The organism is Lacticaseibacillus porcinae (assembly GCF_003946305.1).
In the GTDB taxonomy this organism is placed as follows: Bacteria; Bacillota; Bacilli; order Lactobacillales; family Lactobacillaceae; genus Lacticaseibacillus; species Lacticaseibacillus porcinae.
The window spans coordinates 142,817-169,303 of the sequence record NZ_RHNS01000002.1; the positions used below are offsets into that span (position 1 = coordinate 142,817).

Below are 26,487 nucleotides of genomic sequence, written 5' to 3' on the forward strand. Positions count from 1 at the left end.
ATGGAAGAAAAAATCGATAATCGTTTTGGTGAATTCGGTGGCCAATACGTCCCAGAAACGTTAATGGCAAGCTTAGACAAGCTCACTGAATGTTTTGAAAATGCCAAACAAGATCCTAAATTTTACGAAGAATTTCATCGTTTACTGAACGACTATGCCAACCGCCCATCGCTGTTGTATTATGCCAAGCGGATGACTGAAGACCTCGGTGGCGCCAAGATCTACTTAAAGCGCGAAGACTTGAACCATACCGGTGCCCACAAAATCAACAATGTGATCGGGCAGGTGTTGTTGGCACGTCGCCTTGGTAAAACCCGTTTGATCGCTGAAACTGGCGCAGGCCAACATGGGGTTGCCACTGCCACCATCGCCGCCTTGTTCGGCATGAAATGTGAAGTCTTCATGGGTAAAGAAGACACCGAACGCCAAAAACTCAATGTTTATCGCATGGAGTTGCTTGGTGCCAAAGTCAATGCCGTTACCAGCGGTCAAGGGTTGTTAAAAGATGCGGTCAACGCGGCACTGCAAGACTGGGCTGCGCATCCGGATGACACCTTTTACGTCATTGGTTCTGCAATGGGTCCAGCACCATATCCAGCAATGGTTCATGAATTTCAATCCGTCATTTCTAAAGAAGCCAAAAAACAACTTCAAGAAGTTGAAGGCCGCTTACCTGATGCTGTGGTTGCGTGTGTTGGCGGCGGTTCTAACGCCATCGGCTCATTTGCTGATTTCATTGATGATCCATCAGTTGCATTATACGGCGTTGAAGCTGCTGGTGAAGGCGTTGGCACTGGCCACACTGCCGCGACACTTGAAACTGGGACGCCAGGGATCTTCCATGGCATGAAGTCGATTTTCATGCAAAACAATGAAGGCCAAATCGCGAAAGTTTACTCCATCTCTGCTGGACTTGATTATCCCGGCGTCGGACCTGAACATGCGGCCTTAGATGCATCTGGTCGGGCTCATTACGTGGGGATCACTGACGATGAATCGGTTGATGCTTTTGAATATATTGCCAAAGAAGAAGGCATCATCGCCGCAGTTGAATCTTGCCATGCCGTGGCTTACGTCCAAAAACTTGCGCCAACGATGCGTAAAGATCAAATCATTATTTGCACGTTATCAGGGCGTGGCGATAAAGACGTCGCACAAGTTGCAGCATATCGGGGGGTCGATGTTCATGAGTAAATTACAAGCTGTTTTTGAAAATCACAAAGCGTTTATTCCATTTGTTACCGCAGGCGATCCCTCTGCACAAGCAACTGTCGATCAAGTGGTCGCTTTAGCAAAAAATGGAGCCGACATCGTTGAACTCGGGGTGCCATTCTCTGATCCGATCGCTGATGGGCCAGTGATCCAAGCTGCTGGGTTGCGGGCTTTTGCTGGCGGCATCACCGTTGAAGGGGTGTTCGACATTGTCAAAGCGATCCGTGAACAGACGAATGTCCCATTAGTCTTCTTAACTTATGCCAACATTCCTTTTAAATATGGTTATGATGCGTTTTGTGCGCGTTGTGAGGAACTCGGCGTCTATGGCTTAGTGATTCCTGACTTGCCAGAAGAAGAAGCTGACGAGATCTTGACCTTCACGGAAAAACATAACGTGGACTTGATTCCGTTGGTCAGTCCCACCAGTGGTCCTCGATTGAAGAAGTTAGTCCGCTACGCCACCGGCTTTATCTATATTGTGTCGGCACTTGGGGTCACTGGCCAACGTTCCAGCTTTGCCCAAAACCTTGATGACTTGATCGCCGACTTGCGGAAAGTCACTGATGCGCCGTTATGTGTCGGCTTTGGGGTCCATACGCCAGAACAAGCCAAAAACTTAGCCAAAGTCGCTGACGGCGTGATCGTGGGCTCTGCGATCGTCCAACTCGCCCAAGAAAGTGACGATGCACCAAAAGCCGTTGGTGATTACACCAAAGCGATGGTCGAAGCAATCGCTAAAGCTTGATCCTCACCATGAAGTGCTGAAATCCATCGATTTCAGCACTTTTTTGTTGGGTAAAATATGCCAAATGAAGCATGAAAAAGTGTTGAAACTCGCTTTAAACTCTGTGAAACATTTTTCGAAGATCAAATAATTTGCCTTGAATTATCAATTAATGTCAGCCGACAAATCGTGTATCCCGTGCTTATATGTAAGCGCTTAGTTATTTAGGCATAAATGTTTAAATTATTCTATTAAAAGCGACTAAATCAGCCTGTGGAAGGTGTCTTGCCGTGATGAAAATTACAAAAAAATATCATAATCTCTAGGGGCGAGAACTCTGACAAATCGTGTTATACTTAGCGTGTAAGCGGCATCAAAGGAGGCGACGTCGATGGATGAAACAACATCACCGTGGCTGTATCTATTCGGTCGTGGTGAAGATTATCAAAGTTATCGACGCTTTGGCGCACATCTTGTGCGTCCAGGCGTTTGGCAGTTTCTCGTGTGGGCCCCACATGCAGCTGGGGTCGCAGTAGTTGGCGACTTTTCTGATTGGAAACCAGTACCACTTTCGCCGATCGGTGAAACTGGATGCTGGCAAGGGCAACATTCAGGCGACGTGGGCCAATTATATAAATTCCATATCACCACGCAATCAGGTGACGTGATCGAAAAAATCGATCCTTATGCCTTTGCCTTTGAAAAAAAGCCTGGCACTGCGGCGAAATTGTGCGATTTGCCAAAACATGAATGGCATGATGCAGCCTGGCAAGCGCAACAAAAACAACAACCGATTTATTCACGGCCGTTGAATATTTATGAAATGCACCTCGGTTCTTTTCAACGCCATGAAGACGGGAGTTATTTATCTTATCAAGAACTGGCGAAACTGGTAATCCCTTATGTCAAGCAAATGGGTTACACCCATATTGAATTGATGCCGTTAATGGAACATTTGCTTGATGCCTCTTGGGGATACCAATTGATGGGGTACTTTGCGGCGACCAGTCGCTTTGGCGCACCAGAAGATTTCTTAGGGTTTGTCGATGCCGCGCATAAAGCTGGTCTTGGGGTGATCATGGATTGGGTGCCAGGGCACTTTATTCGCAACACGGATACGTTGGCGCAGTTTGATGGGACGCCGACGTTTGAATATCAAGATCCTCATCGCGCTGACAATGTCCGCTGGGGGACTTGGAATTTTGACCTTGGGAAAACTCAAGTTCAAAGCTTCTTGATCTCCAGTGCAATGTATTGGTTAGATCATTGTCACTTAGATGGGTTGCGGGTCGATGCGGTGTCCAACATGTTGTATATGGATTATGACGCTGGCAAAGAGCAAGATCGCAATGTCTTTGGTGGCCGCGACAATCTTGAAGGCCAAGCCTTTTTAAAGAAGCTCAATACTTCTGTGTTTGCGGCGCATCCAGAAGCCCTCATGATCGCAGAAGAATCGTCTGCTTTCCCGAAAGTTTCAGCCCCGATCGATATGGGCGGCTTAGGGTTTAACTACAAATGGAACATGGGTTGGATGAATGACACGCTGAAGTATTTTGAAATGGATCCTTATGCGCGTCGTGAACATTTGAACCTGTTGACGTTCTCATGGGTATACACCTATGACGAGCAATTCATTTTACCGTTTTCCCATGATGAGGTGGTCCATGGCAAAAAATCGTTAATGCACAAAATGCCAGGCGATCGCTACAATCAATTTGCTAATTTGCGGGTGATGTTCGTCTGGTTGATGACTCATCCTGGCAAAAAGTTGTTGTTCATGGGCAGCGAATGGGGACAATTCTTGGAGTGGCGCGACTACAGTCCGCTTGAGTGGGTCGATCTCGATGATCCGATGAATGCCGCGATGCAACAATTCACCAAAACCCTGAACAAACTCTATAAAAAGCGCCCAAGCCTGTGGGTCAATGACCATGACCCAAACGGCATGGAAGTCACCAAAGGCGATGGACCAGAGCAGTTGGCGTATATTCGCAAAGGGGAAACTGCAGATGACTTCACCATTGTGGTCTTGAACCTGATGCCAGAAGAAATTCAAGATTATCCGATCGCAGTACCTGCTTCAGGCGATTATGAAATTTTATTAAATACTGAAAGTTATCATTTTGGCGGGACTTGGCGGCGCCTACAGCGCACCTTGCATACCACCGGCGAGCCACTTGATGGACGACCAGATCAAGTCCGTGTGGTATTACCGGCGATGAGTGCATTATTGATCGCCCCAAAGAAAATCAGGAGGGAAACCCATGAGCACTGAAATGTTAGGCATGATCCTAGCTGGCGGCCAAGGCACCCGGCTAGGGAAATTAACCAAAAATACCGCAAAGCCTTCCGTACCTTTTGGTGGGCGCTATCGGATCATTGATTTCACGTTAAGTAATTTATCCAACTCCGGCGTCAATACGGTTGGCGTCATCACCCAATATCAACCTTTGGAACTTAACCGCCATGTCCAAAACGGCGCCAGCTGGGGCTTGAATGAACGCGGCGCCGGTGTGACCATTTTGCAACCTTATGCTAGCTCTGAAGGTGAGAAGTTCTTTGAAGGCACTGCCCATGCGATTTACCAAAACATGGCCTACATCGATTCTTACAATCCGCAATATGTGTTGATCTTGTCAGGCGACCATATTTATAAAATGGATTATGAGCGGATGCTTGCCTTCCATAAAGCCAAGAAAGCCACTTTAACAGTTGCTGTTATGCCAGTATCTTTGGAAGAAGCGACGCGCTTTGGGATCATGAATACCGATGACACGGATCGCATCATCGCCTTTGAAGAAAAGCCTGAAAAGCCGAAATCTGATTTAGCTTCCATGGGGATCTACATTTTCGACTGGGCACCGTTGAAGAAGTATTTGATGGATTCTTATGCCACTGATGGGAAAATGGAAGACTTCGGTAAAGACGTGATCCCAGCCTATCTGGCGCATAACGAACCGACTTTTGCTTACGCTTTTCATGGCTATTGGAAAGACGTCGGCACCATTCAAAGTTTGTGGGAAGCGAATATGGAATTCCTTTCCCCAAACAACCCGCTGAATATCACCAATCGCAACTGGCGCATTTACTCACAAAACGAAGCACTGCCGCCGATGTTTTTCACCAAATCAGCGAAGGTCCAACGTTCAATGGTTACTGACGGCTCTTATGTTGCCGGTACGGTTGAACACAGTATTTTGAGTCAAAACGTCAAAGTCGGTGAAGGCTCGACGATCACTGATTCGATGATCATGCCGAATGCCGTTATCGGCAAAAACGTGGTGATCGATCACGCCATTATCGGCGAAGATGCTGTTGTCGGCGACAACGGTGAAGTGATCGGCAAACCTGATGACATTGCAGTGATCGGCTACGGTGAAGTAGTCGGCCGAAAGGAGAAAGCATGAGACAAGGAGAAATGGCTGCCGTCATCGATTTAAATGAAGACGTGCACACGCTTTTACCATTAACAGAACATCGTCCCATTGGCACCTTGCCTTTTGCTGGACGTTATCGTTTGATCGATTTTCCATTGTCGGCGATCACTGCCGCAGACATTCACTCAGTCGGGTTGTTCATGCCAGAATCTGAACGCTCGGTACAAGATCATATTCGCTCAGGTGCTGCTTGGAATCTCGATTTGATTCAAGGTGGGGTGTTCTTATTCCCGTATGTGGCCACTCGCGACTATCAAAATGACGACTTGCGTGCGCGTTATTATGAGAACTACACCCAATTCTTACGCGGGTCTGGTTCCAAGTACACTGTGGTAATGGGTGCCAAAAACGTCGCCAACGTCAACTTGAATGCGATTTTGAATTATCACAAAGCCGGCGACAACCGTATCACCACGGTTTATAAGAAGTTGCCGTTGAGTCGCATCCGTCCAACAGACTGGACTTTGGCGTTGTCAGAACAAGGGACCGCTTCGGCAATTGTCCAAGCTAAGGAACGTCATGATGACCAAGGCAAAACTGAAATTCCAAGCTTCATGGATATTTATTTGTTGGCGACCACCGATTTGATCGACTTGCTGGAAGATGCTGCGCAAAGTCGTGAATTCCGCCGTTTGCCAGAATTGTTGCGGGATTATGTCTTAGCCAACAATGCCAATGCCTTTGAATATACTGGCTATTTAGCCCGGATCGACTCGATCCAGCGTTACTATGATTCTAATTTGCAAATGCTTGACGACGCCAACTTCCAGTCGCTGTTGTTGTCCAGTGTCCCAATTTTGACCAAGAGTAAAAATGAAGTCCCAAGCTTCTTTGCCAAAGATGCTACTGTGGTGAACTCGTTGTTAGGCACTGGCACTTATATAGAAGGAACGGTGCAAGATTCTGTGGTGTTCCGCAATGTGGTGATCCATCATGATGCCTTAGTCGATCATGCCGTAGTGATGCAAGGGTCGAAAATTTCCACTGGCTCGACGGTGAAATATGCAATTTTGGATAAAGGTGTGGTGATCGGACCAAACTTGACGATCGTCGGCAAGCCTGACAAGCCGATCGTTTTGCGGAAGAACCAAACGGTGTTCCGCGAAAGTGAAGTGGAGGGATCCGCTAATGCTTAAAGTGTTATTTGCGGCTGCAGAAGGTGTCCCTTTTTATAAAACTGGTGGCTTAGGGGATGTTGCCTATGCCTTGCCGCAAGCCTTGAAACAAGCAGGCGTTGATATTCGCGTGGTGTTGCCAATGTATTCGCGGTTGTTTCCAGACCAGTATCGTGAACAGTTGCGGCCACTGGCGCGGTTTACCTTGACGTTTGGCCATCAAGAAAAATATGTCGGCGTGTTGACGTTAAAGCTCAATGACGTGACGTATTATTTCATTGACAACGAAGAATTCTTTGGTCGCGATCGGTTGTACGGCGAATGGGATGATGGTGGTCGGTTCGGCTTTTTCCAAATGGCGATCATTGAAATGTTGCAAGTGATCGACTTTATCCCTGATGTCTTGCATGTCAACGACTGGCACACTGCGTTTATTCCGGTGTTGTTAGCAGACAAATACCAATGGATCAATGCATTATCTGGAATCAAAACCCAACTGACGATCCATAATTTGCAATTCCAAGGGTGGTTCCCGCAATCGATCTTGGACGATGTCTTCGGCATTGGGCGGCAATATGCCAATGATGATGGGTTTGTTCAAGATGATTCAGTGAACTTCTTGAAAGGTGGCATCAACTTCGCTAACTTAGTCACGACAGTCAGTCCAAGTTACGCTGGCGAAATTCAAACCCCAGCCTTTGGGGAACATCTCGATGGCACCTTGCGGAAACAAAACTGGAAATTACGTGGGATCTTAAATGGGATCGATACGAAATTGTATGATCCTCAAACTGACAGTCACTTGTATGCCAATTACTCCGCTGACGACCTTGCTGGCAAAGCCCAAGATAAATTGGCGTTGCAACAAGAATTTGGTTTACCGCAAACTGATGTCCCATTGTATGGTGTTGTGTCGCGATTGACCCGTCAAAAAGGGATGGACTTGTTAGTTGACGCCTTGAATCAGATCTTACCAAGTGTCGACATGCAAATCGTGATCTTAGGGACTGGCGATGGCGATCTTGAGCGTCATTTTGAAGATCTCCATGCGCGCTATGCAGGCAAAGTCGCCACCAAGATCGGCTTTGATGTGGCATTAGCCCAACGGATTTATGGTGGGGTCGACTATTTCGTGATGCCAAGTGCCTTTGAACCTAGTGGCTTGGCGCAAATGATGGCAATGCGTTATGGGGCGTTGCCGATCGTCCATGAAACTGGCGGTTTGCGCGATTCAGTGATCGCCTATGACGCAACTACGGGCGACGGCGACGGCTTCAGCTTCTGGGAATACAATACTGGCGTGTTAGCTGATACCTTGCAGCGGGCTGCAGAAGTGTACACCCAAACGCCTGACGAGTTCTTACATTTGCAACAAACGGCGATGGCCAAAGACTTTGATTGGGTCCATGCCGCTCAAGATTATTTGCAAGGTTATCAAAACTTGCTGAACTAAGAAAAATACACCATAATGCCAATGTTGACATTGTGTGAGATGGGTGGTGCTAGTCGCCACCTATTTTTGGAGGGAGTTTGATTTATGGGATTAACGAAGAAACGCTTCATCGCTGATTTTCAAGCTGAAGCTTTACATTTATTTGCCGATTCGCTGGACAATCTGTCACCGATGCAACAATATCAAGCACTAGCGTTTTTGGTAAAAGGCTATTACGCCAAAGACTGGGCGCAAACCAAGGCAGATTACGATCATCATCAGCAAAAGCAGGTGTATTATTTTTCCATTGAGTTTCTCCCTGGACGGCTGTTAGCGTCAAATTTGTTGAACCTTGGGATCAAAGATACAGTTGAAGCTGGGTTGAAGCAACTGGACATTGATATTCCAGACCTATATGCGCAAGAAGGTGATCCAGGTCTTGGTAACGGCGGCCTCGGGCGCTTGGCATCAGCGTTTCTCGATAGTATGGCAGCTGACGGGATGGCAGGCAACGGCAACGGGATCCGCTATCAATACGGTTTGTTTAAACAACGGTTTGTCGATGGCTATCAAGTCGAATTGCCAGATGATTGGCTGCGCGATCCATATGTGTGGGAAACGCGGAAAGAAAATCGGGCGGTGATCGTGCGTTTTGGTGGGTCAGTGTATTTGACCCCTTGTGATAACGGCGGGTTAGAGCCAGTTTATCAAGATACGGATGATGTGCTGGCAGTCCCTTATGACATTGCAATGGTGGGGCACCACAATCAAGTGGTCAACACGATGCGGTTGTGGAGTGCTGAACCTGTCCCTGGCCACACCCACAGCCTGGCGGAAAAAGCTCGCATCAATGCGATCACCCAAATTTTATATCCAGATGATTCAGATACTGCCGGGCGTGAATTGCGGTTGCGTCAAGAATATTTCTTCACCAGTGCCGGCATTCAAAGCATCATTACCCACTTCCGTCGCTTCCATCAAGATCTACATCTTTTACCAAACTTTGTGGCGATCCATATTAACGACACCCATCCAGCAATGGCAGTATTGGAATTGATGCGGGTGTTGCTTGATGACGGCGGCCTGAGTTGGGAAGAAGCTTGGCAGATCACGGTGCAAACGTTGAGTTACACCAACCACACCTTAATGTCAGAAGCCTTGGAAACATGGCCGGAAGAAATGTTTGCGCGCCTGATGCCACGGCTTTATCAAATTGCCCAAGAAGTGGATCATCGTTTCCGGGAAACTTATACCCCAAGATTTGGCGGTGAATTGATCCAACGCTGTGCCCCGATCGCTGATGGGTATTTGCGGATGGCTTATTTAGCCGTGATCGGTAGTCACGCCGTCAATGGCGTTGCAAAGATCCATAGTGAATTGTTGAAATCCAGTGTTTTGAAAGACTTATACACGATTTTCCCAGAGCGTTTCAATAACAAAACCAACGGCATCACCCCAAGACGTTGGGTGCAAATTGCCAATCCTGAATTATCTGAACTGATCGATTCCGCCATCGATACTGGCTGGCGTAGCGACCCGAGTTTGTTGGTCCCACTGGCAGCACACTTAAACGATGAGAAATTTCTCCAAGCCTTGCACACTGCTAAAAAGGCCAACAAAGAAAAACTCGCCGCGATCATTTTTGATCAGTTAGGCATTGAAGTCCCGACAGATGCGATTTTTGATGTGCAGATCAAACGGCTGCATGCCTACAAACGGCAACTGCTGCATGTTTTTGGGATCTTAGAAGCGTACTTAGCGATCAAAAACGGAGAAAAGCGGCCAAGTCGCGTCCATGTGTTTGGTGCCAAAGCGGCGCCGAGCTACCGTTATGCCAAGTCAGTGATTCGCTTGATCAATGCCGTCGCTGACTTAGTGAACAACGACCCTGATTGCAAAGGCAAACTCGCCGTTGCATTCTTACCAAATTATGGGGTATCGCTAGCTGAGCGGATCATTCCTGCGGCTGATATTTCTGAACAGATCTCAATGGCTGGGACTGAAGCTTCTGGGACGTCAAACATGAAACTGATGGCTAACGGGGCGTTGACCTTAGCGACCTTAGATGGTGCCAACATTGAAATCAAAGACGCCGCCGGTGAAGACGCAATGGCGATGTTTGGGTTGACCACGCCTGAAGTGGCACAACTCAAAGCCAGTGGTCAATATTCAGCACGGGCGATTTATGAAGCAGATCCAACGCTTCATCGCATCGTCGACATGTTGACTGATGGCACGATCCCAGATATTGCCACTGAAGGTCGCGAGATCCAAGACGAGTTATTAGTTTATAACGACACGTATTTAGTTTTAGCAGACTTCCGCAGTTATATTGAAGCGTCGCATAAACTCGACAGCTTGTGGCAAGACCCAATGGCTTGGGCGCAAGCGGCGTTGAAAAATATTGCTGCCTCTGGTCAATTCTCTGCGGATTACACGGTGGCGCGTTATGGTCGTGAAATTTGGGATGTGTTGCCATCGACTCCGGTAGGTCATGGAGGTGAGTAAATGCATTATGACTCGTTTGTCGACCGAACGCCTGCTGGGGCGTTGTTGAAAAATACACCGGTGACGTTCACGTTGACTGCCCCTGAAGCAAAAGTGGCGACTTTGCTAGTCTCACAAGCTGACGGCGGCATGCAAGCCGTGGTGATGCATCGCCATGATGGCTGCTGGAGTGCAACCATTATGCCGAATGTCCAAGGCTTGTGGTATTACGCTTTTCGAGTGGAAACGAATACCGGTCAAGTGACTTATGGGACTGTCGCTGGTGGCTTTGGCGGCAGTGGGCAAGTGTATCGCGACCCTGATGCGGCACCTTGGTATCAATTGACGGTGGTCGATCGCTTTGAAACGGTGCCTGACTGGTACAAAAATGCCCAGATCTATCACATTTTTGTCGATCGCTTCAACAATGGTAATGTTGACGGGCACATCAATCACCCCAAACCCAATAGCTTTTTATATGGGCAATTGTCTGATGATCCCTATTATGTCAAAGATGCCAATGGCGAAGTGGTGCGGTGGGACTTTTACGGTGGGAACTTAGCCGGGATCACTGCCAAACTCGATTGGTTGCAAAACTTGGGCTTCACAGCACTTTATTTGAGTCCGATTTTTGAAGCGGCCTCCAATCACCGCTATGACACTGCCGATTATTACCGCATCGACCCGATGTTAGGGACGCTTGCAGACTTCAAAGCGTTGGTTTCAGGATTACATCGTCGCGGCATGCACTTGATCTTAGATGGTGTGTTTAATCACGTCGGCCGCGATTCGCGCTATTTCAACGCTTTGGGACATTATCAAGATCGCGGTGCGGCCCAAGACCCAGCTAGCCCTTATGCGCCTTGGTTTACTTTCAAACATTGGCCAGATGATTACAAATCTTGGTGGGGTGTCAAAGACTTACCTGCCATTAAAAAAGAATCTACTAGCTTCCATGAGTTTATTGCTGGAGGTGAGGATTCGGTCATCGGCTATTGGACTGGCTTAGGAGTTGACGGTTGGCGGTTAGATGTGGTGGATGAACTGGCAGACGATTTCTTATTGCAGATCCGGGCGTTACTTGATCAATATCCTGATCGGGTGTTGATCGGTGAAGTGTGGGAAGATGCGTCCCATAAAATCGCTTATGACAAGCGGCGACCATATTTACAAGGGCATGAATTGCAAGGTGCGATGAATTATCCGCAGCGCCAGCTCATGTTAGATTACGTCAATGGGGCGATCAGTCCCGGGCGTTTTGCTCGGCAGCTGGAAACACTCAAAGAAAACTATCCACCGGAAGTATTTGCGTATAACTTCACCAGCATTTCCACCCACGATACCAAGCGGGTGTTAACCGCGTTAGGTGAAAGTCGCGACAAGCTTGCGCAAATTGTGACGTTATGGGCGAGTTTGCCAGGGAATTTAGTCCAGTTTTATGGTGATGAAGCGGGATTAAATGGTGATGTCGATCCGTTGAATCGTAAATATTATCCATGGGGTCACCTTGATGATGAAATCTTTGGTTGGTATCAAGCCGCTTGGCAGCAACGCCGTGACCCGTTGTTTTCAGGAAACGCAGGCTTTGCGGTGATTTATGATGGCGAAGGGTTAGGGATCTTACGCTATCTCGATGATCAAGCGGTGTTAGTCGGCTTTAATGCCACCGATCACAATGTGGAACTGGATCCGCAAACTTGTGACTTACATTTGGTCCCAGAAAAGTGGCGGTCAAAAATTGAAAGTCTGACGATCCCAGCACACAGCACTGTCACCCAAGCTTTACCTAAAATCACAATTAATAATTGATAATTTTGCGAGCATTCTCAAAATGACTGAAAAGTCAATGATTTTGAGGATGCTTTTTTTGTTGAATTGGCGCGGGTTTAGCGGTAAAAATTAAGACTTTACAAAGTAACTTCAAAGTAGGATAATCCAATTTGCTTTGCGTGATCGATATTTCGTTATTTTTAACGCAAAGTCCCATTTTGTTGTTGTAAATTGCCAAAGTCGACTGACCCGCGACTTTCAATTGGGAGGAATTATTGAATGATTTTTAAAGCGATCGGCAGATATAAACTGCTGGTAACTGCGGCATTATTGACCATGTTGCTGCAAGTCGGTGCCGCCTTGTGGCAACCTTCTTATATGAAAAGTATTTTGAAAGTGATGGCAGACATGACGCTGTCCACCAACGGGAAAATTGACAAGATCTCGCAGTACGGCATGGCGTTGATCGTGGTTGCCGTGGTCGGCTTGATCGGCTCAGTGCTGAACACCTTAACTGCCGCCAAGCTGTCACAAGCCGTTTCAGCTGACTTGCGAGAACAAACTTTCCGAAAGATCCAAACTTTCTCATATGAAGATGTCGAAAAATTCAAAGCCGACAATCTCGTGGTGCGAATGACCAACGATATCAACCAAATTCAAATGTTATTGATGATGGTGTTTCAAGTGTTGATCCGGGTGCCATTATTATTTGTCGGCGCCTTTATCTTAAGTATTATGACCATGCCAAACCTTTGGTGGATCATTGTGGTGATGGTGGTATTGATCGTGATCGTCACCGGCATTTCCATGGGTCGCATGGGCCCACACTTCGCGGCGTTCCAATCATTGATGGATCGCATCAATGGCATCGCCAAAGATAATTTACGCGGTGCACGAGTCGTGAAGTCTTTTGTCCAAGAAGCGAACCAAGCCAAAGCCTTCGACCAAGAATCTGATGAATTGCTGGGCCATAACTTGGCCGTTGGGTACACGTTCTCCACGATGATCCCAGCGTTTACCATTATTTCTCAGTTAGCAATTTTCGTCGCGATTTTGCTGGTGTCCACTTTCGTCACTCAAAGTGCGACGGTCGCTGCTGATCAACTCGGCGGGATCATGTCCTTCATCCAATATATGATGCAGATCATGTTTGCCATTATTATGGGCGGGATGATGTCGATGTTTGCCAGTCGTGGGATGGTGTCAATGGGTCGGATCTCAGAAATTCTCAAAACCGAAACCTCAATGACTTATACCACTGATGACGTGGTCGACCTTGACGGCAGCGTTGAATTCGATCATGTCAGCTTCGCATATCCCAACGACGAGCAACCAACGTTAAAAGACATTTCCTTTACGCTTACACCTGGGGAAATGGTCGGTATCGTCGGTGCAACTGGTGCCGGGAAGTCGACCTTAGCCCAGTTGATCCCGCGGTTGTTTGATCCCACCAAAGGGACAGTTAAAGTTGGCGGCGTTGATCTAAAATCACTTTCTCAACAAACGTTAAAAAACACGATTTCCATCGTGTTACAAAAAGCGATTTTATTCTCTGGGACCATTGCTGGGAACTTAAAGCAAGGCAAAGCCGATGCCAGTGCAACTGACATGGATCGCGCTGCCAAAATTGCGCAAGCCGCTGAATTTATCGACCGCTTGCCAGAACGTTATGATGCCCCAGTGGAAGAACGCGGCAATAACTTCTCCGGTGGTCAAAAGCAGCGGATGTCCATCACTCGTGGTGTGATCAAAGCACCGAAGATCTTGATTTTAGATGATTCCACATCAGCTCTTGATGCCCATTCTGAAAAGCTGGTACAAGAAGCGATGGCCCATGATCTTGATGGCACCACCACGATCATCATCGCCCAAAAGATCTCTAGCGTGGTCCATGCCGATACCATTTTAGTCATGGATGAAGGCCATCTAGTCGCGCAAGGCACGCACCAAGAATTGCTGGAAACCAGCGACGTTTATCAACAGATCTATGACACGCAAAAAGCGAAGGAGGACTAATTCAATATGAATGACACCACTCGCGCTTTGAAGTTCTTTTATTTATACTTCAAAAAATACAAATTTCAATTTTTGCTAATCGCGATTTTTATTATTGCGGCGACCTATCTTCAAGTGGAAGCTCCTGTGATCATGGGGGATGCCATCACGCATCTTTCCACGTTTGTCGGCGACTTCTTCACCCATCAACATGCCCCAGACGCGATCAAAGCGTTAAAGAAAATCGCCGCCGGTTCCACGCAAGCCCAAGATGCGTTGAACCAAATTGCCGCTAGCTTATCGAAAGCCACAGGCCACACGATCGCCGCTAGTTCGTTGACCGATGCCACGGTACCGAGTCAAGTTTTGGCGAATTTACCGAAAGGTACCACGATCCATGGGTTGCAACAACTCGCCGCAATGCCATCTGACTGGCATCATTTGACGAACGGCAATGTGCCAGCAGCAATCACTTCAAGCTTACCTAAAGGCACTACGATCAATAGCTTGATGAAAGTCGCCACGTCACCAGTCGCTTCCAAAGCTGATTTCTTCGGGTCGATGTGGAAGTTGCTTGCGTTTTACGTGACGACTGGCGTGGCGCAACTGTTGTACACGATTTTGTTCACCCGGATCGTGGCGCATTCCACCAACCGCATGCGCAAAGGGTTGTTTGGGAAGTTAGAAAAAATGACGATCGCTTACTTCGACCGTCATGAAGACGGCGATCTTCTCGCGCGGTTCACCAGTGATTTGGATAACATTCAAAACACCTTGAATCAAGCCGCGGTCAACGTCACCACCAACATTGCGCTATTTGTCGGGATCTTGATCATGATCTTCCATGAAAATGTTTCTTTGGCCTGGGTCACCGTATCGACGACACCAGTCGCAGTGCTTTGTGCCATTGTGATCGTCATTCAAGCTAAGAAATACACCGACAAGCAACAAGCTGAAGTCAGTGTCCTGAATGCTTATATGGATGAAAAGATCTCCGGACAAAAGGCGATCATCGTCGAAGGCCAACAACAACCCACCATCGATGGTTTCGTCACCAAAAATCAAGCAGTGCAAAAATCCACTTTCGCTGCGCAAGCTTGGTCAGGAATGATTTTCCCATTGATGAACGGCTTTTCATTGTTAACGACAGCATTAGTGATTTTCTTAGGGACGAAAATTGCGTTGAATGATTCCTCGTTATCGACTGCCGCAGCCTTAGGGCTAGTTGTCACGTTCATTCAATATGCGCAACAATATTACAATCCGATCATGCAGATCTCCAGTTCCTTTGGTCAATTGCAATTGGCCATCACTGGAGCGACTCGGTTGAATGTGATGTTTGATGAACCAGAAGAAGTACGGCCTGAACCTGGTAAGCCATTTGAAACTGTCGGCGATGGCATTGAAATCGAACATGTTGATTTTGGTTATTTACCAAATACCCCGATTTTAAAAGATGTGTCCATTTCTGTTGCCAAAGGGCAGATGGTCGCTTTAGTCGGGCCAACTGGTTCCGGTAAAACGACGGTCATGAACTTGATGAATCGTTTCTATGATGTCGACGCCGGTAGCATTAAATACGACGGCATCGATATTCGCGAATTCAATTTAGATGCCTTACGCGCCAAAGTCGGCATCGTGTTACAAGAATCCGTGTTGTTCTCAGGCACCATTGCGGACAACATTCGCTTTGGGAAACCTGAAGCGTCAATGGATGAGGTGATCACCGCTGCAAAAACGACACATATTCATGAATTCATCGAAAGCTTGCCTGATGGCTATGACACCCAAGTCGATGAAGCCAATTCACCATTTTCTGTCGGGCAAAAACAACAGATCTCAATTGCGCGGACGATTTTAACCGATCCTGAGATCTTGATCTTAGATGAAGCAACGTCAAACGTGGATACGGTCACTGAACAACAGATCCAATGGGCAATGGAAGCCGCCATTGCTGGTCGGACCAGCTTTGTGATCGCGCATCGCTTGAAGACGATTTTGAATGCGGATAAGATCGTTGTTTTGAAAGATGGTCAAGTGATCGAAGAAGGCACCCATCATGAATTAGTTGAAGCAGGCGGCTTTTACAGCGAACTGTATCATAACCAATTCGTGTTTGAATAATCGCATTAAAAGATTACGAGATTTGTTTGAAGCTGACCATCCTTGTGAATGCCAGGGTGATCGGCTTTTTGTTTATCCGTGATCAGTTGCATTTGTTGACGGCAAGGCGAATGGCTGGTGTACTTAAGAAACTCTCGAAAAGGCGGTGGTGACATGTTGTCGATCAGTTATTTGGTGCTTACGATGTGGTGGTTTCACGATGATCGACTCGATCAATCGGGTCTGATGAACGTGGTGTCGTGGACCTCGTTGTTAGCGGCCAACGGGTGGTATGCTTGGGAATATTATCAAAGTGGTCAAGGTGTGTCGACGATTAGTGCCGTCTTCATCTTCGGTGTTGCCAGCTGGAAGCTGTGGGAACTGTGGACGATTGGGCCGGATGATTGCGATGAAGAAGAATAGTACGATTGCGTCTACCATGGTAGAATAAAACGTAGAAAACGTTTACCACAGTCGCTTGGAGGACAAGCACATGCTAATTGTGATTTTGATAGTCGGGATCGTCGCCGCGGTATTTATGAACTCTGCGCAGGGCAAAGATCCAGTCAAACAAATACAGGTGAATATCGGATTTTTTATTTTTAGCATCGTGATTTACGGTTGGTTGTTTTGGACGACGCTTCAAGATGGTCAAAAAGCGATGCCAGTGCTCGCAGTGGTGATCATCATTATGCTGATATGGCGGCTGATTCAAGGCATTTTAAAATTACGCACACTACGCAGTCCTGAGTGATCAGGACTTTTTCTTTGGAAAAATTATATGTTGCAATTGCAACATTCGACTTGTATACTCAATTTTATTGGAGGTGAGCATATGGACGCCTTACGTTCGATCGGCATTATCGCCCGTGCCTTAGACAGTATTTCAAATATCGAATTTCGCGACGTGGACCTCACTCGCGGTCAGTATTTATATTTGGTGCGCATCGTGGAAACTCCAGGGATCATTCAAGAGCAGTTGGTCAACCAATTGAAAGTCGATCGCGCCACCGTTGCTCGCAGTGTGGCGAAGTTGTGTCAACAAGGCTTCGTTGAAAAACACCCAGATCCACAAAACGCGAAACGTCAACGTCTGTATGCCACTGAAGCCGGGAAACAAGCTTACGAGCCGATTCGTCGTGAAAATCAATATTCATTAAAAATGGCCACCCAGAACATGTCACCACAACAAATCGCCACTTTAGAACAATTGCTCGATCAAATGTGTGACAATGTTGATCACGATTGGCAGTTCGTTAAAAATGGTGGCAAACGTCAATACTAAGGAAGTTAATCAAATGTCAAACATTCAAATCGTTCCCGTTACCGATGAAGAGATCCCAACGTTGGTGCATATCGCCCGCGTCACTTTTGCTGATACCTTTGATGCCAACACGGCACCGGCAGATATGCAAGAATTTCTCGATACCGCCTATGCGCCTGAGCAATTGACCAAAGAATTACATACACCAGGGACGACTTTTTGGTTCGTCACTGTCGATGGCACCCCAGCAGGTTATTTAAAACTCAACATCAATCAAGCTGTCACCGCCGATGTCAAAGCTGACAATGCCTTGGAGCTTGAACGAATCTACATTTTGCCTGATCACAAACGTCAAGGCCTCGGGAGCAAATTATATGCGCATGCGTTAGCAATGGCGAAGAAATTTCACAAGCCGACCATCGCGTTAGGGGTGTGGGAACACAACGAACCGGCGAAATCTTTCTATATGAAGCGCGGATTTCACAAAGTCGGTGAACATGCTTTCGTCGTTGGCGATGATCCACAACATGATTGGTTGATGGAAGCCGCGGTAGAATAGCATTTTTCGTTTACAAATGGCCGCGTTTTGGGTATTATGGTTAAGTATGTAATACGAAATGACTATGTCGGAGGTACAGCATGGCTGCAAAATGGGAAAAGCAAGGCGCTAATGATGGCGTATTGACTTTTGAAATCGAACAAGAACAAATTAAATTAGGGTTGGACAAGGCGTTCAACCGTGTGAAAAAGAGCCTGAACGTTCCTGGGTTCCGTAAAGGTCACGTGTCCCGTACTGTGTTTGATCGCATGTACGGCGAAGCGGCTTTATACGAAGACGCATTGAACATTCTTTTGCCAGACGCTTACGAAGCTGCGGTTGACGAAACTGCCATCGAACCAGTGGACCAACCAAAAATCGACGTCGACAAAATGGACGAAGGCGAAGCTTGGGTCATCAAAGCAACTGTTACCGTTAAGCCAGAAGTTAAGCTTGGCGATTACAAAGGCTTAGATGTGGACAAGCAAGACCGCGAAGTTTCCGAAGCAGACGTTGAAGAAGAATTACAAAAACGTCGCGAAGGCCAAGCTGAATTAGTCCTTAAAGAAGACGCCGCAGCAGAAAAAGGTGACACGGTCACTATCGATTATGCTGGGACTGTCGACGGGGTTGCCTTTGATGGCGGCACTGCCAAGAACTACTCTTTGGAACTCGGCTCAAACTCCTTCATCCCTGGCTTTGAAGACCAATTAGTCGGCCACAAAGCTGGCGAAGAAGTCACTGTTAAAGTAACTTTCCCAGAAGATTACCAAGCAGAAGACCTCAAAGGTAAAGATGCTGAATTTGCCACGACCATCCACGAAGTTAAGACGAAGCAATTGCCTGACTTAGATGATGATTTTGCCAAAGACTTAGACGAAGACGTTGACACCTTAGATGAATTGAAGTCCAAGATCAAAGACGAACTTGTGGCTAAGAAGGCTGAAGCTGCTGACAACGCCAAGGAAGAACAAGCCATTGGCAAAGCAGTTGAAAATGCTGAAATCACTGAGATCCCTCAAGCAATGATCGATTCTGAAGTGTCCAACCAAATGGATCAATTCCTTGGCAACATGCAACGCCAAGGCATCAACCCAGACATGTACTATCAATTGACTGGCACTAAAGAAGAAGACTTGAAGAAGCAATTTGCCGCTGACGCTGAAACTCGCGTTAAGACCAACTTGGTGCTTGAAGCCGTCGTTGCTGCTGAAAAGATCGTGCCTTCTGAAGATGAAATCTCTGCAGAAGTTAAAGACCTTGCCGGCGAATACAACATGGAAGAAGACGCCGTTCGTCGTGCGCTTTCTGATGACATGTTGAAGCATGACATTGGCGTGAAGAAAGCGATCCGCGTGATCACTGAATCCGCTAAAGAAGCTTAATTCGTCTAACGAGACACCCACTAGCTACAGGCTGGTGGGTGTTTTTGCATGTGCTGAAATTTTTCGCTAGCCTTGATCGAGATAACCTTGATCAAGGCTTTTTATTTTCGATTTTGGCTGCAGTTCAATCCTTGAATAGTTCATAGGGTTAAATTTAAAAAACATACTCTTTAAAAGAAAACACTTGCATAATCAAAATGAACAAGCTATTCTTATTCACGTAGGAAACGTTTTCTAACAAATTGAATCATGGAGGGTGTCAATGACAGACAAAATGCCTGACACATTTTTCTGGGGTAATTCAAGTTCCAGTATGCAAACAGAAGGGGCCGTGCATTTAGATGGAAAAGGCCGATCCGTCTATGATGTGCGACCAGCAGGACCGGATACCAGCGATTGGCAAGTTGCTATCGATGCGTATCATCGCTACGAAGAAGATCTTGATTTGATGCAGGCCATGCATATGAACATGTACCGTTTGCAGATCTCGTGGTCGCGGGTGATTCCTGATGGCGATGGTGAGTTTAATCAAGCAGGGATCGCCTACTATGATCGCGTGATCGATGCATGCCTTGCACGTGGTATCACACCAATGGTTTGCTTGTATCATTTCGACATGCCACTGGCTTTAGCAAAACAATATAACGGTTTTATATCACGTCACACGGTGGATGCCTTCGTCCGGTTTGGGCAAGCGATGATCGAACGCTTTCATGATCGGGTGAAATATTGGTTGGTGTTTAACGAGCATAACTTATACTTCACCGATGAAGTGTTCAATATTTCCGGTTATCTCAAAGGCGCAAAGACCTTGCCAGAAATGTATCAAATCTTTCATCACACCATGTTGGCGCACGCAAGACTCGATGCGTATGTTCATCAAACGTATCCTGACCTTAAAATCGGCGGCATGTTAGCCTATACCCCGATTTATCCGCAAGATGCTGATCCCAAGACGATCTTTGCAGCGCGTCAACTAGACGAGTTTCTGAATAACAATTTAAATTCAGCTTATGTCAACGGTCATTATTCACCAGAAGTATGGCGCTATATCAAACGTTCTGGTTTGGATTTCGATTGGCAGCCAGAAGATGCCGCAGTATTATCCCAGCAGCATGCAGATTTCATCGCGTTTTCGTATTATCGCTCCGCAGTGGTGGATGCCACCAAAATCCCTGATGGCACGCCAGTCAATCGGTACTTAGCCTACAGTTTCGAAGATAATCCGTTTGTTGGGCAAACCGAATGGGGCTGGGCGATCGATCCACTCGGATTGCGAAATGTGATCACCAAGTTATATGACCAATATCAAGTGCCGGTATTTCCCGTCGAAAATGGCATCGGCATTCATGAAACTTGGGATGGCGAACATCAAATCGATGACACTGCCCGCATCGACTACCACCGTGCGCATATTCAAGCGATGCAAGCCGCAATGTTTGAAGATGGCGCCGAAGTATTAGGGTATTTGGGCTGGGGGTTGATCGATATTCCAAGTTCTCATGCTGATATGGAAAAGCGTTATGGCGCAGTGTACGTCAACCGCGGTAACCACGATTTACGCGATTTACGTCGCGTCCCGAAGAAAAGCTTTTATTGGTTTCAACAAGTCTTTGGTTCTAATGGGGAGGATCTCTAATGGAAAATAATTCTAAATTTGGCAGCTGGGTCAACGCCAAGATCATGCCGCCAGTCATGAAGTTTGTGAATACCAAAGCCGTTAAAGCGTTACAAGACGGGATGATTTATTCACTACCATTCATCATTGTCGGCTCGATTTTTCTGATTTTATCCAACATTCCAATTCCCGCAGTTGCTCAAGCATTGAACGATTCTGGCTGGGCCGCCTTTTTCAGTCAAGCTTATACCGCAACCTTTGGGGTATTGTCACTGTGGGCAGTCGTCGGCATGGCATATGTTTATGTCCGCAACGAAGGCTATGAACCACTGCCAGCTGGGTTGACTAGTTTGTCAGCATTTTTACTGATTCAATTGATGCAAACCGACAATCCATTGAAAACAGCGATGGCCAATGGCACTGGCGATCTTTCTGCTAAAGCAGTCACGGCTAACATCGACAAATTGCCGCATGCGTTACAGACTTTGGTCAACAATCCAGTAACTGGAGTTTTCAATGTCACGTGGTTAGGTGGCCAAGGGATGGTTGGTGCGATCATCGTTGGTTTGTTAACGGGTTGGGCCTATTCCGGTATGTTGAAAAAAGGTTGGAAGATCACATTACCAGAACAAGTACCAAGTTCTGTTGCCAAGCAGTTTACTGCAATGATCCCAGCTGGTGTGATCCTTGGTGTCGCAATGTTGGTATACGCAGGCTTTAAGACCTTCATGAAGACCGATCTTTTGCAATATGTTTACACCCTTTTGGAAATGCCGATGCAAGGGTTATCAGATTCGTTGTTCGGTGCGATCATCATCGGCTTTGCCGTGTCGTTCTTCTGGTTCTTCGGGGTGCATGGCGGCTTGATCGTCGGTACCATTGCTGGTGTGTTCTTAATGCCAAACACTGCCGCCAACGCGGCTTTATATCACGCCGGCAAGTTGAGCTTAGCTAACGGTGCACACATTGTCACCAACGAATTCTATAACAACTTTATTAATTTGACTGGGTCAGGCATTACCATCGGGTTGGTGATCTTCACTTTGGTCGCGGCGAAATCGACGCAAATGAAAACCTTAGGGAAAATTGAATTAGTCCCAGCGATTTTCAACATCAATGAACCATTCTTGTTCGGGTTGCCTTTGGTCATGAATCCATTTTTAGCAATTCCATTTTTCTTGACGCCTGTGGTGATCGCGTTGACGACTTACCTGGTGATCTACTTTGGGATCGTGCCACCACTCAATGGGGTCGCGGCACCTTGGACGACACCAGCGATCATTTCTGGATTCTTCATCGGCGGTTGGAAAATGGCGATTTGGCAAGCATGCACCTTGGTGATCTCTACGTTGATCTACTTCCCATTTGCGAAAAAATATGACCAGATCTTAGTCAAACAAGAAGCCGAAAAAATGGCTGAGGAGGCCAAATAATGGCAGATAAAACGATTATGTTAGCTTGTTCTGCAGGAATGTCCACGAGTTTGTTGGTCACCAAAATGCAAGCTGCAGCAAAAAAACTTGGGCGTGATTACCATATTTTTGCCACCAGCGTTTCGGATATCGATAATCAATTGACCAACACCCACCCAGATGTTTTGATGCTTGGGCCGCAAGTTGCTTACATGAAAGGCGACGTCAAAGTGAAAACTGATGCCGCTAAGATCCCAATGGCAGTGATCAATATGCAAGATTATGGGATGATGGCAGGCGACAAAGTGCTTGCCGCAGCTGAACAATTATTGAAGGAAGGATAAACAATGGTTGCGTATGATGAAAATGGTCACCATTTTACTTGTACTTTTGAACCAGATGGCCGTTTAGCGGTTACCGTTGATGAAAAGTCTACGGCACGGGGATACTTAGTCGGTAATCTGGTGCGTTTTCCCAAAAGTTTGGCGATCGGAGACGACTTTGTAATGACGTTGACCTTGCCAGCTGCAGTCGTGAAACAACTAAACGCATAATCTTTCGCCGTAACGGATATGTCATGCTACAATTAACCTATATGAAATGAATTTAGAATGTAGGTGGCAGCGTGAAAAAATATCAAGTGATCGCCAATCAAATTCGTGAGCGGATCTTATCTGGTGTTTATCCACCGAAAACGATGATCCCAGATCAAAAACAATTTGCTGAAGAATTTGATGTGTCGATGATCACGGTGAAAAAAGCATTAGATGGCTTGGCAAGAGAAGGTTTGATCTACAAAAAGTCCGGTTTAGGCACTTTTGTCCTTGGTAAAATTCCGTTAGGGAGTGCGGCTGATTCTCCGGCCAATGCGTTTGATGGGTTGTCAGCGCAACAAGGTGCCGATCATGTGGAGAGTATCCCTTTGCTATTTGAATTGGCGTTTCCCACTCCTGAAATCGCTGAAAAGCTCGACTGTCCAACCAGCGAACCGATTTATGACATTTTACGGTTGCGGAAACTCAATGGCAAACCGTTTATCTTAGAACACACCTATATGCCAGTACGGTTGGTGCCAAATCTCACCAAAGAGATCTTGACGACCTCAATTTATCAATACATTCATAACGAATTGAAGTTGGCGTTTGGTGGGGCATATCGCCAAATCCATGCCAGTGAGCCCAATGAGCTTGATCAACGGTATTTAAATGCTGGCGAGCACACGCCAATGCTTGAAGTCGAGCAAGTGGTATGGTTGACCAATGGTGAGAATGTTGAGTACTCCACCAGTCGTAATGTCTTTGATCAGCGGTCTTATACCGTGATCGATGTGAATGATTTTTAACTGAGAAGTTGTGGCTAACGCTGCAACTTTTTTGGTGAAGTTGGTGAATGTCTGGTCCAATTTTGCTAAAGAACATGCTTTTTGTGGTAAAATGAATGCGGATACAAAATTCAGGGAGGTTATTAAATGACGCAATTGATCGCGATTGATATTGGTGGTACCAGCATTAAATTTTCGCTGTGGGATGGCAACGACTTAGGTCCAGTGCAAAGTCGGCCGACACCCGATAACTTGGATGATTTTTATGCGGTGCTGAAAACTGGCGCTGAATCCGTTCGCGGCGATGCTGAAGTTGAAGGGGTGGCGATTTCCTCACCTGGTTCCGTTAATCAAGCCACAGGCGTCATCGAAGGGGCTAGTGCGATCCCATATATTCACAATTTCGAGATCCAACCACGCCTCGTTGATTTGTTTGGCTTGCCAGTCACCTTGGAAAATGATGCCAATTGTGCGGCGCTCGCTGAATTAGCAGCAGGCGCAGGCGTCGGTCACCACAGTTTGTTATTCTTAGTGATCGGCACTGGGGTTGGCGGTGCGGTGGTCGTCAACGATCGCATTTGGCATGGTGCGCACTTGTATGGCGGCGAATTTGGGTATATGTTGATGCGGCCTGAAGGCACCTTGAGTGAGATCGTATCTCCAGTGAACTTGGCCCATCGCTACAATGCGGCCACTGGTGACAATATCGATGGCAAAACCTTATTTGAACGTGCCGAAGCCCGTGATCCTGAAGCGATGCGGCTAGTGGCAGACGCTGAAGCGGTGCTTGGGAAAACGATTTTCAATTTACAATACGCTTTTGACCCAGAACGTATCTTGATTGGCGGCGCCATTAGTGAAAATGCGAAGTTCTTAGATGGCGTGCGGGCTGCAGTCGATGCCGTCAAAGCGCGTGTCGGTATCGGTGACATCACCCCTGAGATCATGCCTTGTGAATACCTCGGTGAAGCCAACTTACGCGGTGCGGTCGTTAATTTCGAACAACAAATCGATTAAATCAAAGGATACCTAGCCGGATACTGGTTGGGTATTTTTTTGCGTCAAATTTGACGACCAGATGATTTTGCGTTTTACTGTGCGTACATCGAATCGTCGTCAATCATCAAGGAGAACAAGCATGTTACCAATTGTCATTGGCTTAGTGATCGGCTTTGGGTTGCCGATTCAAACTAGCATCAATTCACGTTTAAAAGAAGCATTTGGGTCGCCGTTTTGGTCGAGCTTGATCAGTTTTGCGATCGGAACGGTAGGGTTGGCTGCAGTGGTGTTGCTCCATCGGCAATCGTTGTTCCCAACCGTCACCACGATCAGCAGTTTACCTTGGTGGATATGGTTAGGCGGATTATTTGGTGTGATTTATCTCACGTCAAATATTTTGCTGTTTCCTCAACTCGGCGCAGTGCAAACGGTGATTTTTCCTGTGCTCGGGCAAATCTTAATGGGGTTGTTGATTGATAACGGCGGGTGGTTTCAAACTGCGCAGAATCCAGTGACCGCGATGCGAGCAATCGGGGCCTTGTTGGTGATCGCTGGCGTCTTAGTTACCGTTGCCTTACCAGCCTACTTCGCACGCCGTGAAGAATTTGGAAACACCACGCAAAAATCTAGCGTTGGCCTTTGGTTATGGCGCGGCTGGGGTGTGATCGCGGGGATGTTGTCAGCGAGTCAAACGGCAGTGAATGGTCGCTTAGGCGTGGTATTAGGGTCAGCGCAACAAGCGGCATTGATCAGCTTTGCGATGGGCACTGTTGCGTTGTTGTTGATCGTGGTGATTTTGCATCCCCAGATTACCTTTAAAGAAACGCGTCGTGATCATCGCTGGTGGATGTGGATCGGTGGGTTGATCGGTGCTTGTTTTGTATTGGGGAATGCCTATTTAGCGCCGACTATCGGGACCGGTTTAGCAGTGGTCATTGTGTTGTTAGGCTTAATGGCAGGGAGCTTGGCGATCGATCAATTCGGATGGCTTGGTGCTAAGCGTAATCCCGTCAGTGGATTGCAGTTGATCGGGTTAGCAGTGATGATCCTCGGTGTTGCATGCATCCGCTTACTATAACAAAACTGTTAGTTGACGCCATTAATATTCATGCGATAATACGCTTGAGAGGAATGATAAAAATGGCAAAAGCAACAGAGAGTGTGGCAGCGGCCACAGGCAATAGATATTACGGTGCCAAGGGGGTTGGCGCGATCGGGGCATTTTTTGGTAATTATGTGAACTTTACTGGGCGTTCGAGCCGCCGGGAGTATTGGTGGTGGACCTTGTGGTATGCTCTGCTTTCGTTGATCGCGTTGGTTGGCTTGGGTGCGGCAATCGTAATGAGTGCAGTCGATTGGACCCACCTCGATAATTTAAGCGAATTGACAGGGAAAAGTCTGATCCCCATCTTCATTTTGCTGGGCATTTATTTGTTATTTGCCTTGGCCATCGTGATCCCAGGGCTGAGTTTGACGATTCGCCGTTTTCGCGATGCAGGGGTCCCTTGGTGGGTGTATGTGATCTTGCTAGCAATCGAAGCTTTTGCTGGCATCGTTTATGGTGGCGATTCAAACACTGCGACTTTTATTTCTGCAGCAGTCGGGATCACTTGTTTTGTGATCGAAGTGTTACCGTCTAAAAATAGTCCTGAATAACTGTGAGATACCGCGA

The 26,487-nt window shown here is 46.9% G+C and carries 23 protein-coding genes; all 23 read left to right on the forward strand.

Annotated features, from left to right (window positions below):
• A complete protein-coding gene (gene trpB / locus EKM92_RS03005; RefSeq protein ID WP_125707734.1) occupies positions 1-1,194 on the forward strand; it encodes a tryptophan synthase subunit beta in 1,194 nt (397 codons plus the stop codon).
• A complete protein-coding gene (trpA, locus tag EKM92_RS03010; RefSeq protein WP_125707735.1) occupies positions 1,187-1,960 on the forward strand; it encodes a tryptophan synthase subunit alpha in 774 nt (257 codons plus the stop codon). Before trpB ends, trpA begins: the two co-directional genes overlap by 8 nt.
• Positions 1,961-2,330: 370 nt before the next feature.
• A complete protein-coding gene (glgB, locus tag EKM92_RS03015; RefSeq protein ID WP_125707737.1) occupies positions 2,331-4,214 on the forward strand; it encodes a 1,4-alpha-glucan branching protein GlgB in 1,884 nt (627 codons plus the stop codon).
• Entirely contained in the window at positions 4,204-5,346 is a 1,143-nt protein-coding gene (locus EKM92_RS03020) for a glucose-1-phosphate adenylyltransferase (protein ID WP_125707739.1), read from the forward strand. The genes glgB and EKM92_RS03020 overlap by 11 nt, the downstream gene beginning before the upstream one ends.
• The gene (glgD, locus tag EKM92_RS03025) at positions 5,343-6,512 is read left to right on the forward strand and encodes a glucose-1-phosphate adenylyltransferase subunit GlgD (protein ID WP_125707741.1); all 1,170 of its coding nucleotides are present in this window, start codon (positions 5,343-5,345) and stop codon (positions 6,510-6,512) included. The genes EKM92_RS03020 and glgD overlap by 4 nt, the downstream gene beginning before the upstream one ends.
• A complete protein-coding gene (glgA, locus tag EKM92_RS03030) occupies positions 6,505-7,944 on the forward strand; it encodes a glycogen synthase GlgA (protein WP_125707743.1) in 1,440 nt (479 codons plus the stop codon). Before glgD ends, glgA begins: the two co-directional genes overlap by 8 nt.
• An 84-nt stretch (positions 7,945-8,028) precedes the next feature.
• Positions 8,029-10,431, forward strand: coding sequence for a glycogen/starch/alpha-glucan phosphorylase (locus EKM92_RS03035; protein WP_125707745.1), 2,403 nt, complete (start codon positions 8,029-8,031; stop codon positions 10,429-10,431).
• A complete protein-coding gene (locus tag EKM92_RS03040) occupies positions 10,432-12,219 on the forward strand; it encodes an alpha-amylase family glycosyl hydrolase (protein ID WP_125707747.1) in 1,788 nt (595 codons plus the stop codon).
• A 240-nt stretch (positions 12,220-12,459) separates the two neighbouring features.
• Entirely contained in the window at positions 12,460-14,196 is a 1,737-nt protein-coding gene (locus EKM92_RS03045; protein ID WP_125707749.1) for an ABC transporter ATP-binding protein, read from the forward strand.
• A gap of 6 nt (positions 14,197-14,202) precedes the next feature.
• Positions 14,203-16,299: an ABC transporter ATP-binding protein gene (locus EKM92_RS03050; RefSeq protein ID WP_125707751.1), complete on the forward strand. Its 2,097-nt coding sequence runs from the start codon at positions 14,203-14,205 to the stop codon at positions 16,297-16,299.
• 153 nt (positions 16,300-16,452) lie between these two features.
• Positions 16,453-16,701, forward strand: a complete 249-nt coding sequence (locus EKM92_RS03055; RefSeq protein WP_125707753.1) for a hypothetical protein — start codon at positions 16,453-16,455, stop codon at positions 16,699-16,701.
• A gap of 70 nt (positions 16,702-16,771) precedes the next feature.
• On the forward strand, positions 16,772-17,032 hold the full coding sequence (locus tag EKM92_RS03060; RefSeq protein WP_125707755.1) for a hypothetical protein: 261 nt from the start codon (positions 16,772-16,774) through the stop codon (positions 17,030-17,032).
• An 81-nt stretch (positions 17,033-17,113) separates the two neighbouring features.
• Entirely contained in the window at positions 17,114-17,563 is a 450-nt protein-coding gene (locus EKM92_RS03065; RefSeq protein WP_125707757.1) for a MarR family winged helix-turn-helix transcriptional regulator, read from the forward strand.
• 13 nt (positions 17,564-17,576) lie between these two features.
• Positions 17,577-18,101 carry a GNAT family N-acetyltransferase gene (locus EKM92_RS03070; RefSeq protein WP_125707759.1) on the forward strand — a complete coding sequence of 175 codons (525 nt, stop codon included), beginning with the start codon at positions 17,577-17,579 and terminating at the stop codon, positions 18,099-18,101.
• Positions 18,102-18,181: 80 nt separating this feature from the next.
• Positions 18,182-19,465, forward strand: a complete 1,284-nt coding sequence (gene tig, locus EKM92_RS03075; protein WP_125707761.1) for a trigger factor — start codon at positions 18,182-18,184, stop codon at positions 19,463-19,465.
• A 262-nt stretch (positions 19,466-19,727) separates the two neighbouring features.
• A complete protein-coding gene (locus tag EKM92_RS03080) occupies positions 19,728-21,104 on the forward strand; it encodes a glycoside hydrolase family 1 protein (protein WP_125707763.1) in 1,377 nt (458 codons plus the stop codon).
• Positions 21,104-22,516 carry a PTS sugar transporter subunit IIC gene (locus tag EKM92_RS03085; protein WP_125707765.1) on the forward strand — a complete coding sequence of 471 codons (1,413 nt, stop codon included), beginning with the start codon at positions 21,104-21,106 and terminating at the stop codon, positions 22,514-22,516. Before EKM92_RS03080 ends, EKM92_RS03085 begins: the two co-directional genes overlap by 1 nt.
• Positions 22,516-22,839 carry a PTS sugar transporter subunit IIB gene (locus tag EKM92_RS03090; RefSeq protein WP_125707767.1) on the forward strand — a complete coding sequence of 108 codons (324 nt, stop codon included), beginning with the start codon at positions 22,516-22,518 and terminating at the stop codon, positions 22,837-22,839. Before EKM92_RS03085 ends, EKM92_RS03090 begins: the two co-directional genes overlap by 1 nt.
• 3 nt (positions 22,840-22,842) lie before the next feature.
• Positions 22,843-23,049: a hypothetical protein gene (locus EKM92_RS03095; RefSeq protein WP_125707769.1), complete on the forward strand. Its 207-nt coding sequence runs from the start codon at positions 22,843-22,845 to the stop codon at positions 23,047-23,049.
• A gap of 71 nt (positions 23,050-23,120) precedes the next feature.
• Entirely contained in the window at positions 23,121-23,837 is a 717-nt protein-coding gene (locus EKM92_RS03100; RefSeq protein WP_225420703.1) for a GntR family transcriptional regulator, read from the forward strand.
• 126 nt (positions 23,838-23,963) lie between these two features.
• Entirely contained in the window at positions 23,964-24,833 is an 870-nt protein-coding gene (locus EKM92_RS03105) for an ROK family protein (RefSeq protein WP_125707771.1), read from the forward strand.
• A gap of 121 nt (positions 24,834-24,954) precedes the next feature.
• Complete coding sequence (locus tag EKM92_RS03110) at positions 24,955-25,893, forward strand: DMT family transporter (protein WP_125707773.1); 939 nt, start codon at positions 24,955-24,957, stop codon at positions 25,891-25,893.
• Positions 25,894-25,955: 62 nt separating this feature from the next.
• Positions 25,956-26,471 carry a DUF805 domain-containing protein gene (locus EKM92_RS03115; RefSeq protein ID WP_164509875.1) on the forward strand — a complete coding sequence of 172 codons (516 nt, stop codon included), beginning with the start codon at positions 25,956-25,958 and terminating at the stop codon, positions 26,469-26,471.
• The last annotated feature ends 16 nt before the right edge of the window (positions 26,472-26,487 follow it).

Coding starts and splice junctions, on each gene's coding strand:
- trpB (WP_125707734.1), top strand. CDS start 1: ATGGAAGAAAAAATCGATAATCGTTTTGGTGAATTCGGTGGCCAATAC.
- trpA (WP_125707735.1), top strand. CDS start 1,187: ATGAGTAAATTACAAGCTGTTTTTGAAAATCACAAAGCGTTTATTCCA.
- glgB (WP_125707737.1), top strand. CDS start 2,331: ATGGATGAAACAACATCACCGTGGCTGTATCTATTCGGTCGTGGTGAA.
- EKM92_RS03020 (WP_125707739.1), top strand. CDS start 4,204: ATGAGCACTGAAATGTTAGGCATGATCCTAGCTGGCGGCCAAGGCACC.
- glgD (WP_125707741.1), top strand. CDS start 5,343: ATGAGACAAGGAGAAATGGCTGCCGTCATCGATTTAAATGAAGACGTG.
- glgA (WP_125707743.1), top strand. CDS start 6,505: ATGCTTAAAGTGTTATTTGCGGCTGCAGAAGGTGTCCCTTTTTATAAA.
- EKM92_RS03035 (WP_125707745.1), top strand. CDS start 8,029: ATGGGATTAACGAAGAAACGCTTCATCGCTGATTTTCAAGCTGAAGCT.
- EKM92_RS03040 (WP_125707747.1), top strand. CDS start 10,432: ATGCATTATGACTCGTTTGTCGACCGAACGCCTGCTGGGGCGTTGTTG.
- EKM92_RS03045 (WP_125707749.1), top strand. CDS start 12,460: ATGATTTTTAAAGCGATCGGCAGATATAAACTGCTGGTAACTGCGGCA.
- EKM92_RS03050 (WP_125707751.1), top strand. CDS start 14,203: ATGAATGACACCACTCGCGCTTTGAAGTTCTTTTATTTATACTTCAAA.
- EKM92_RS03055 (WP_125707753.1), top strand. CDS start 16,453: ATGTTGTCGATCAGTTATTTGGTGCTTACGATGTGGTGGTTTCACGAT.
- EKM92_RS03060 (WP_125707755.1), top strand. CDS start 16,772: ATGCTAATTGTGATTTTGATAGTCGGGATCGTCGCCGCGGTATTTATG.
- EKM92_RS03065 (WP_125707757.1), top strand. CDS start 17,114: ATGGACGCCTTACGTTCGATCGGCATTATCGCCCGTGCCTTAGACAGT.
- EKM92_RS03070 (WP_125707759.1), top strand. CDS start 17,577: ATGTCAAACATTCAAATCGTTCCCGTTACCGATGAAGAGATCCCAACG.
- tig (WP_125707761.1), top strand. CDS start 18,182: ATGGCTGCAAAATGGGAAAAGCAAGGCGCTAATGATGGCGTATTGACT.
- EKM92_RS03080 (WP_125707763.1), top strand. CDS start 19,728: ATGACAGACAAAATGCCTGACACATTTTTCTGGGGTAATTCAAGTTCC.
- EKM92_RS03085 (WP_125707765.1), top strand. CDS start 21,104: ATGGAAAATAATTCTAAATTTGGCAGCTGGGTCAACGCCAAGATCATG.
- EKM92_RS03090 (WP_125707767.1), top strand. CDS start 22,516: ATGGCAGATAAAACGATTATGTTAGCTTGTTCTGCAGGAATGTCCACG.
- EKM92_RS03095 (WP_125707769.1), top strand. CDS start 22,843: ATGGTTGCGTATGATGAAAATGGTCACCATTTTACTTGTACTTTTGAA.
- EKM92_RS03105 (WP_125707771.1), top strand. CDS start 23,964: ATGACGCAATTGATCGCGATTGATATTGGTGGTACCAGCATTAAATTT.
- EKM92_RS03110 (WP_125707773.1), top strand. CDS start 24,955: ATGTTACCAATTGTCATTGGCTTAGTGATCGGCTTTGGGTTGCCGATT.
- EKM92_RS03115 (WP_164509875.1), top strand. CDS start 25,956: ATGGCAAAAGCAACAGAGAGTGTGGCAGCGGCCACAGGCAATAGATAT.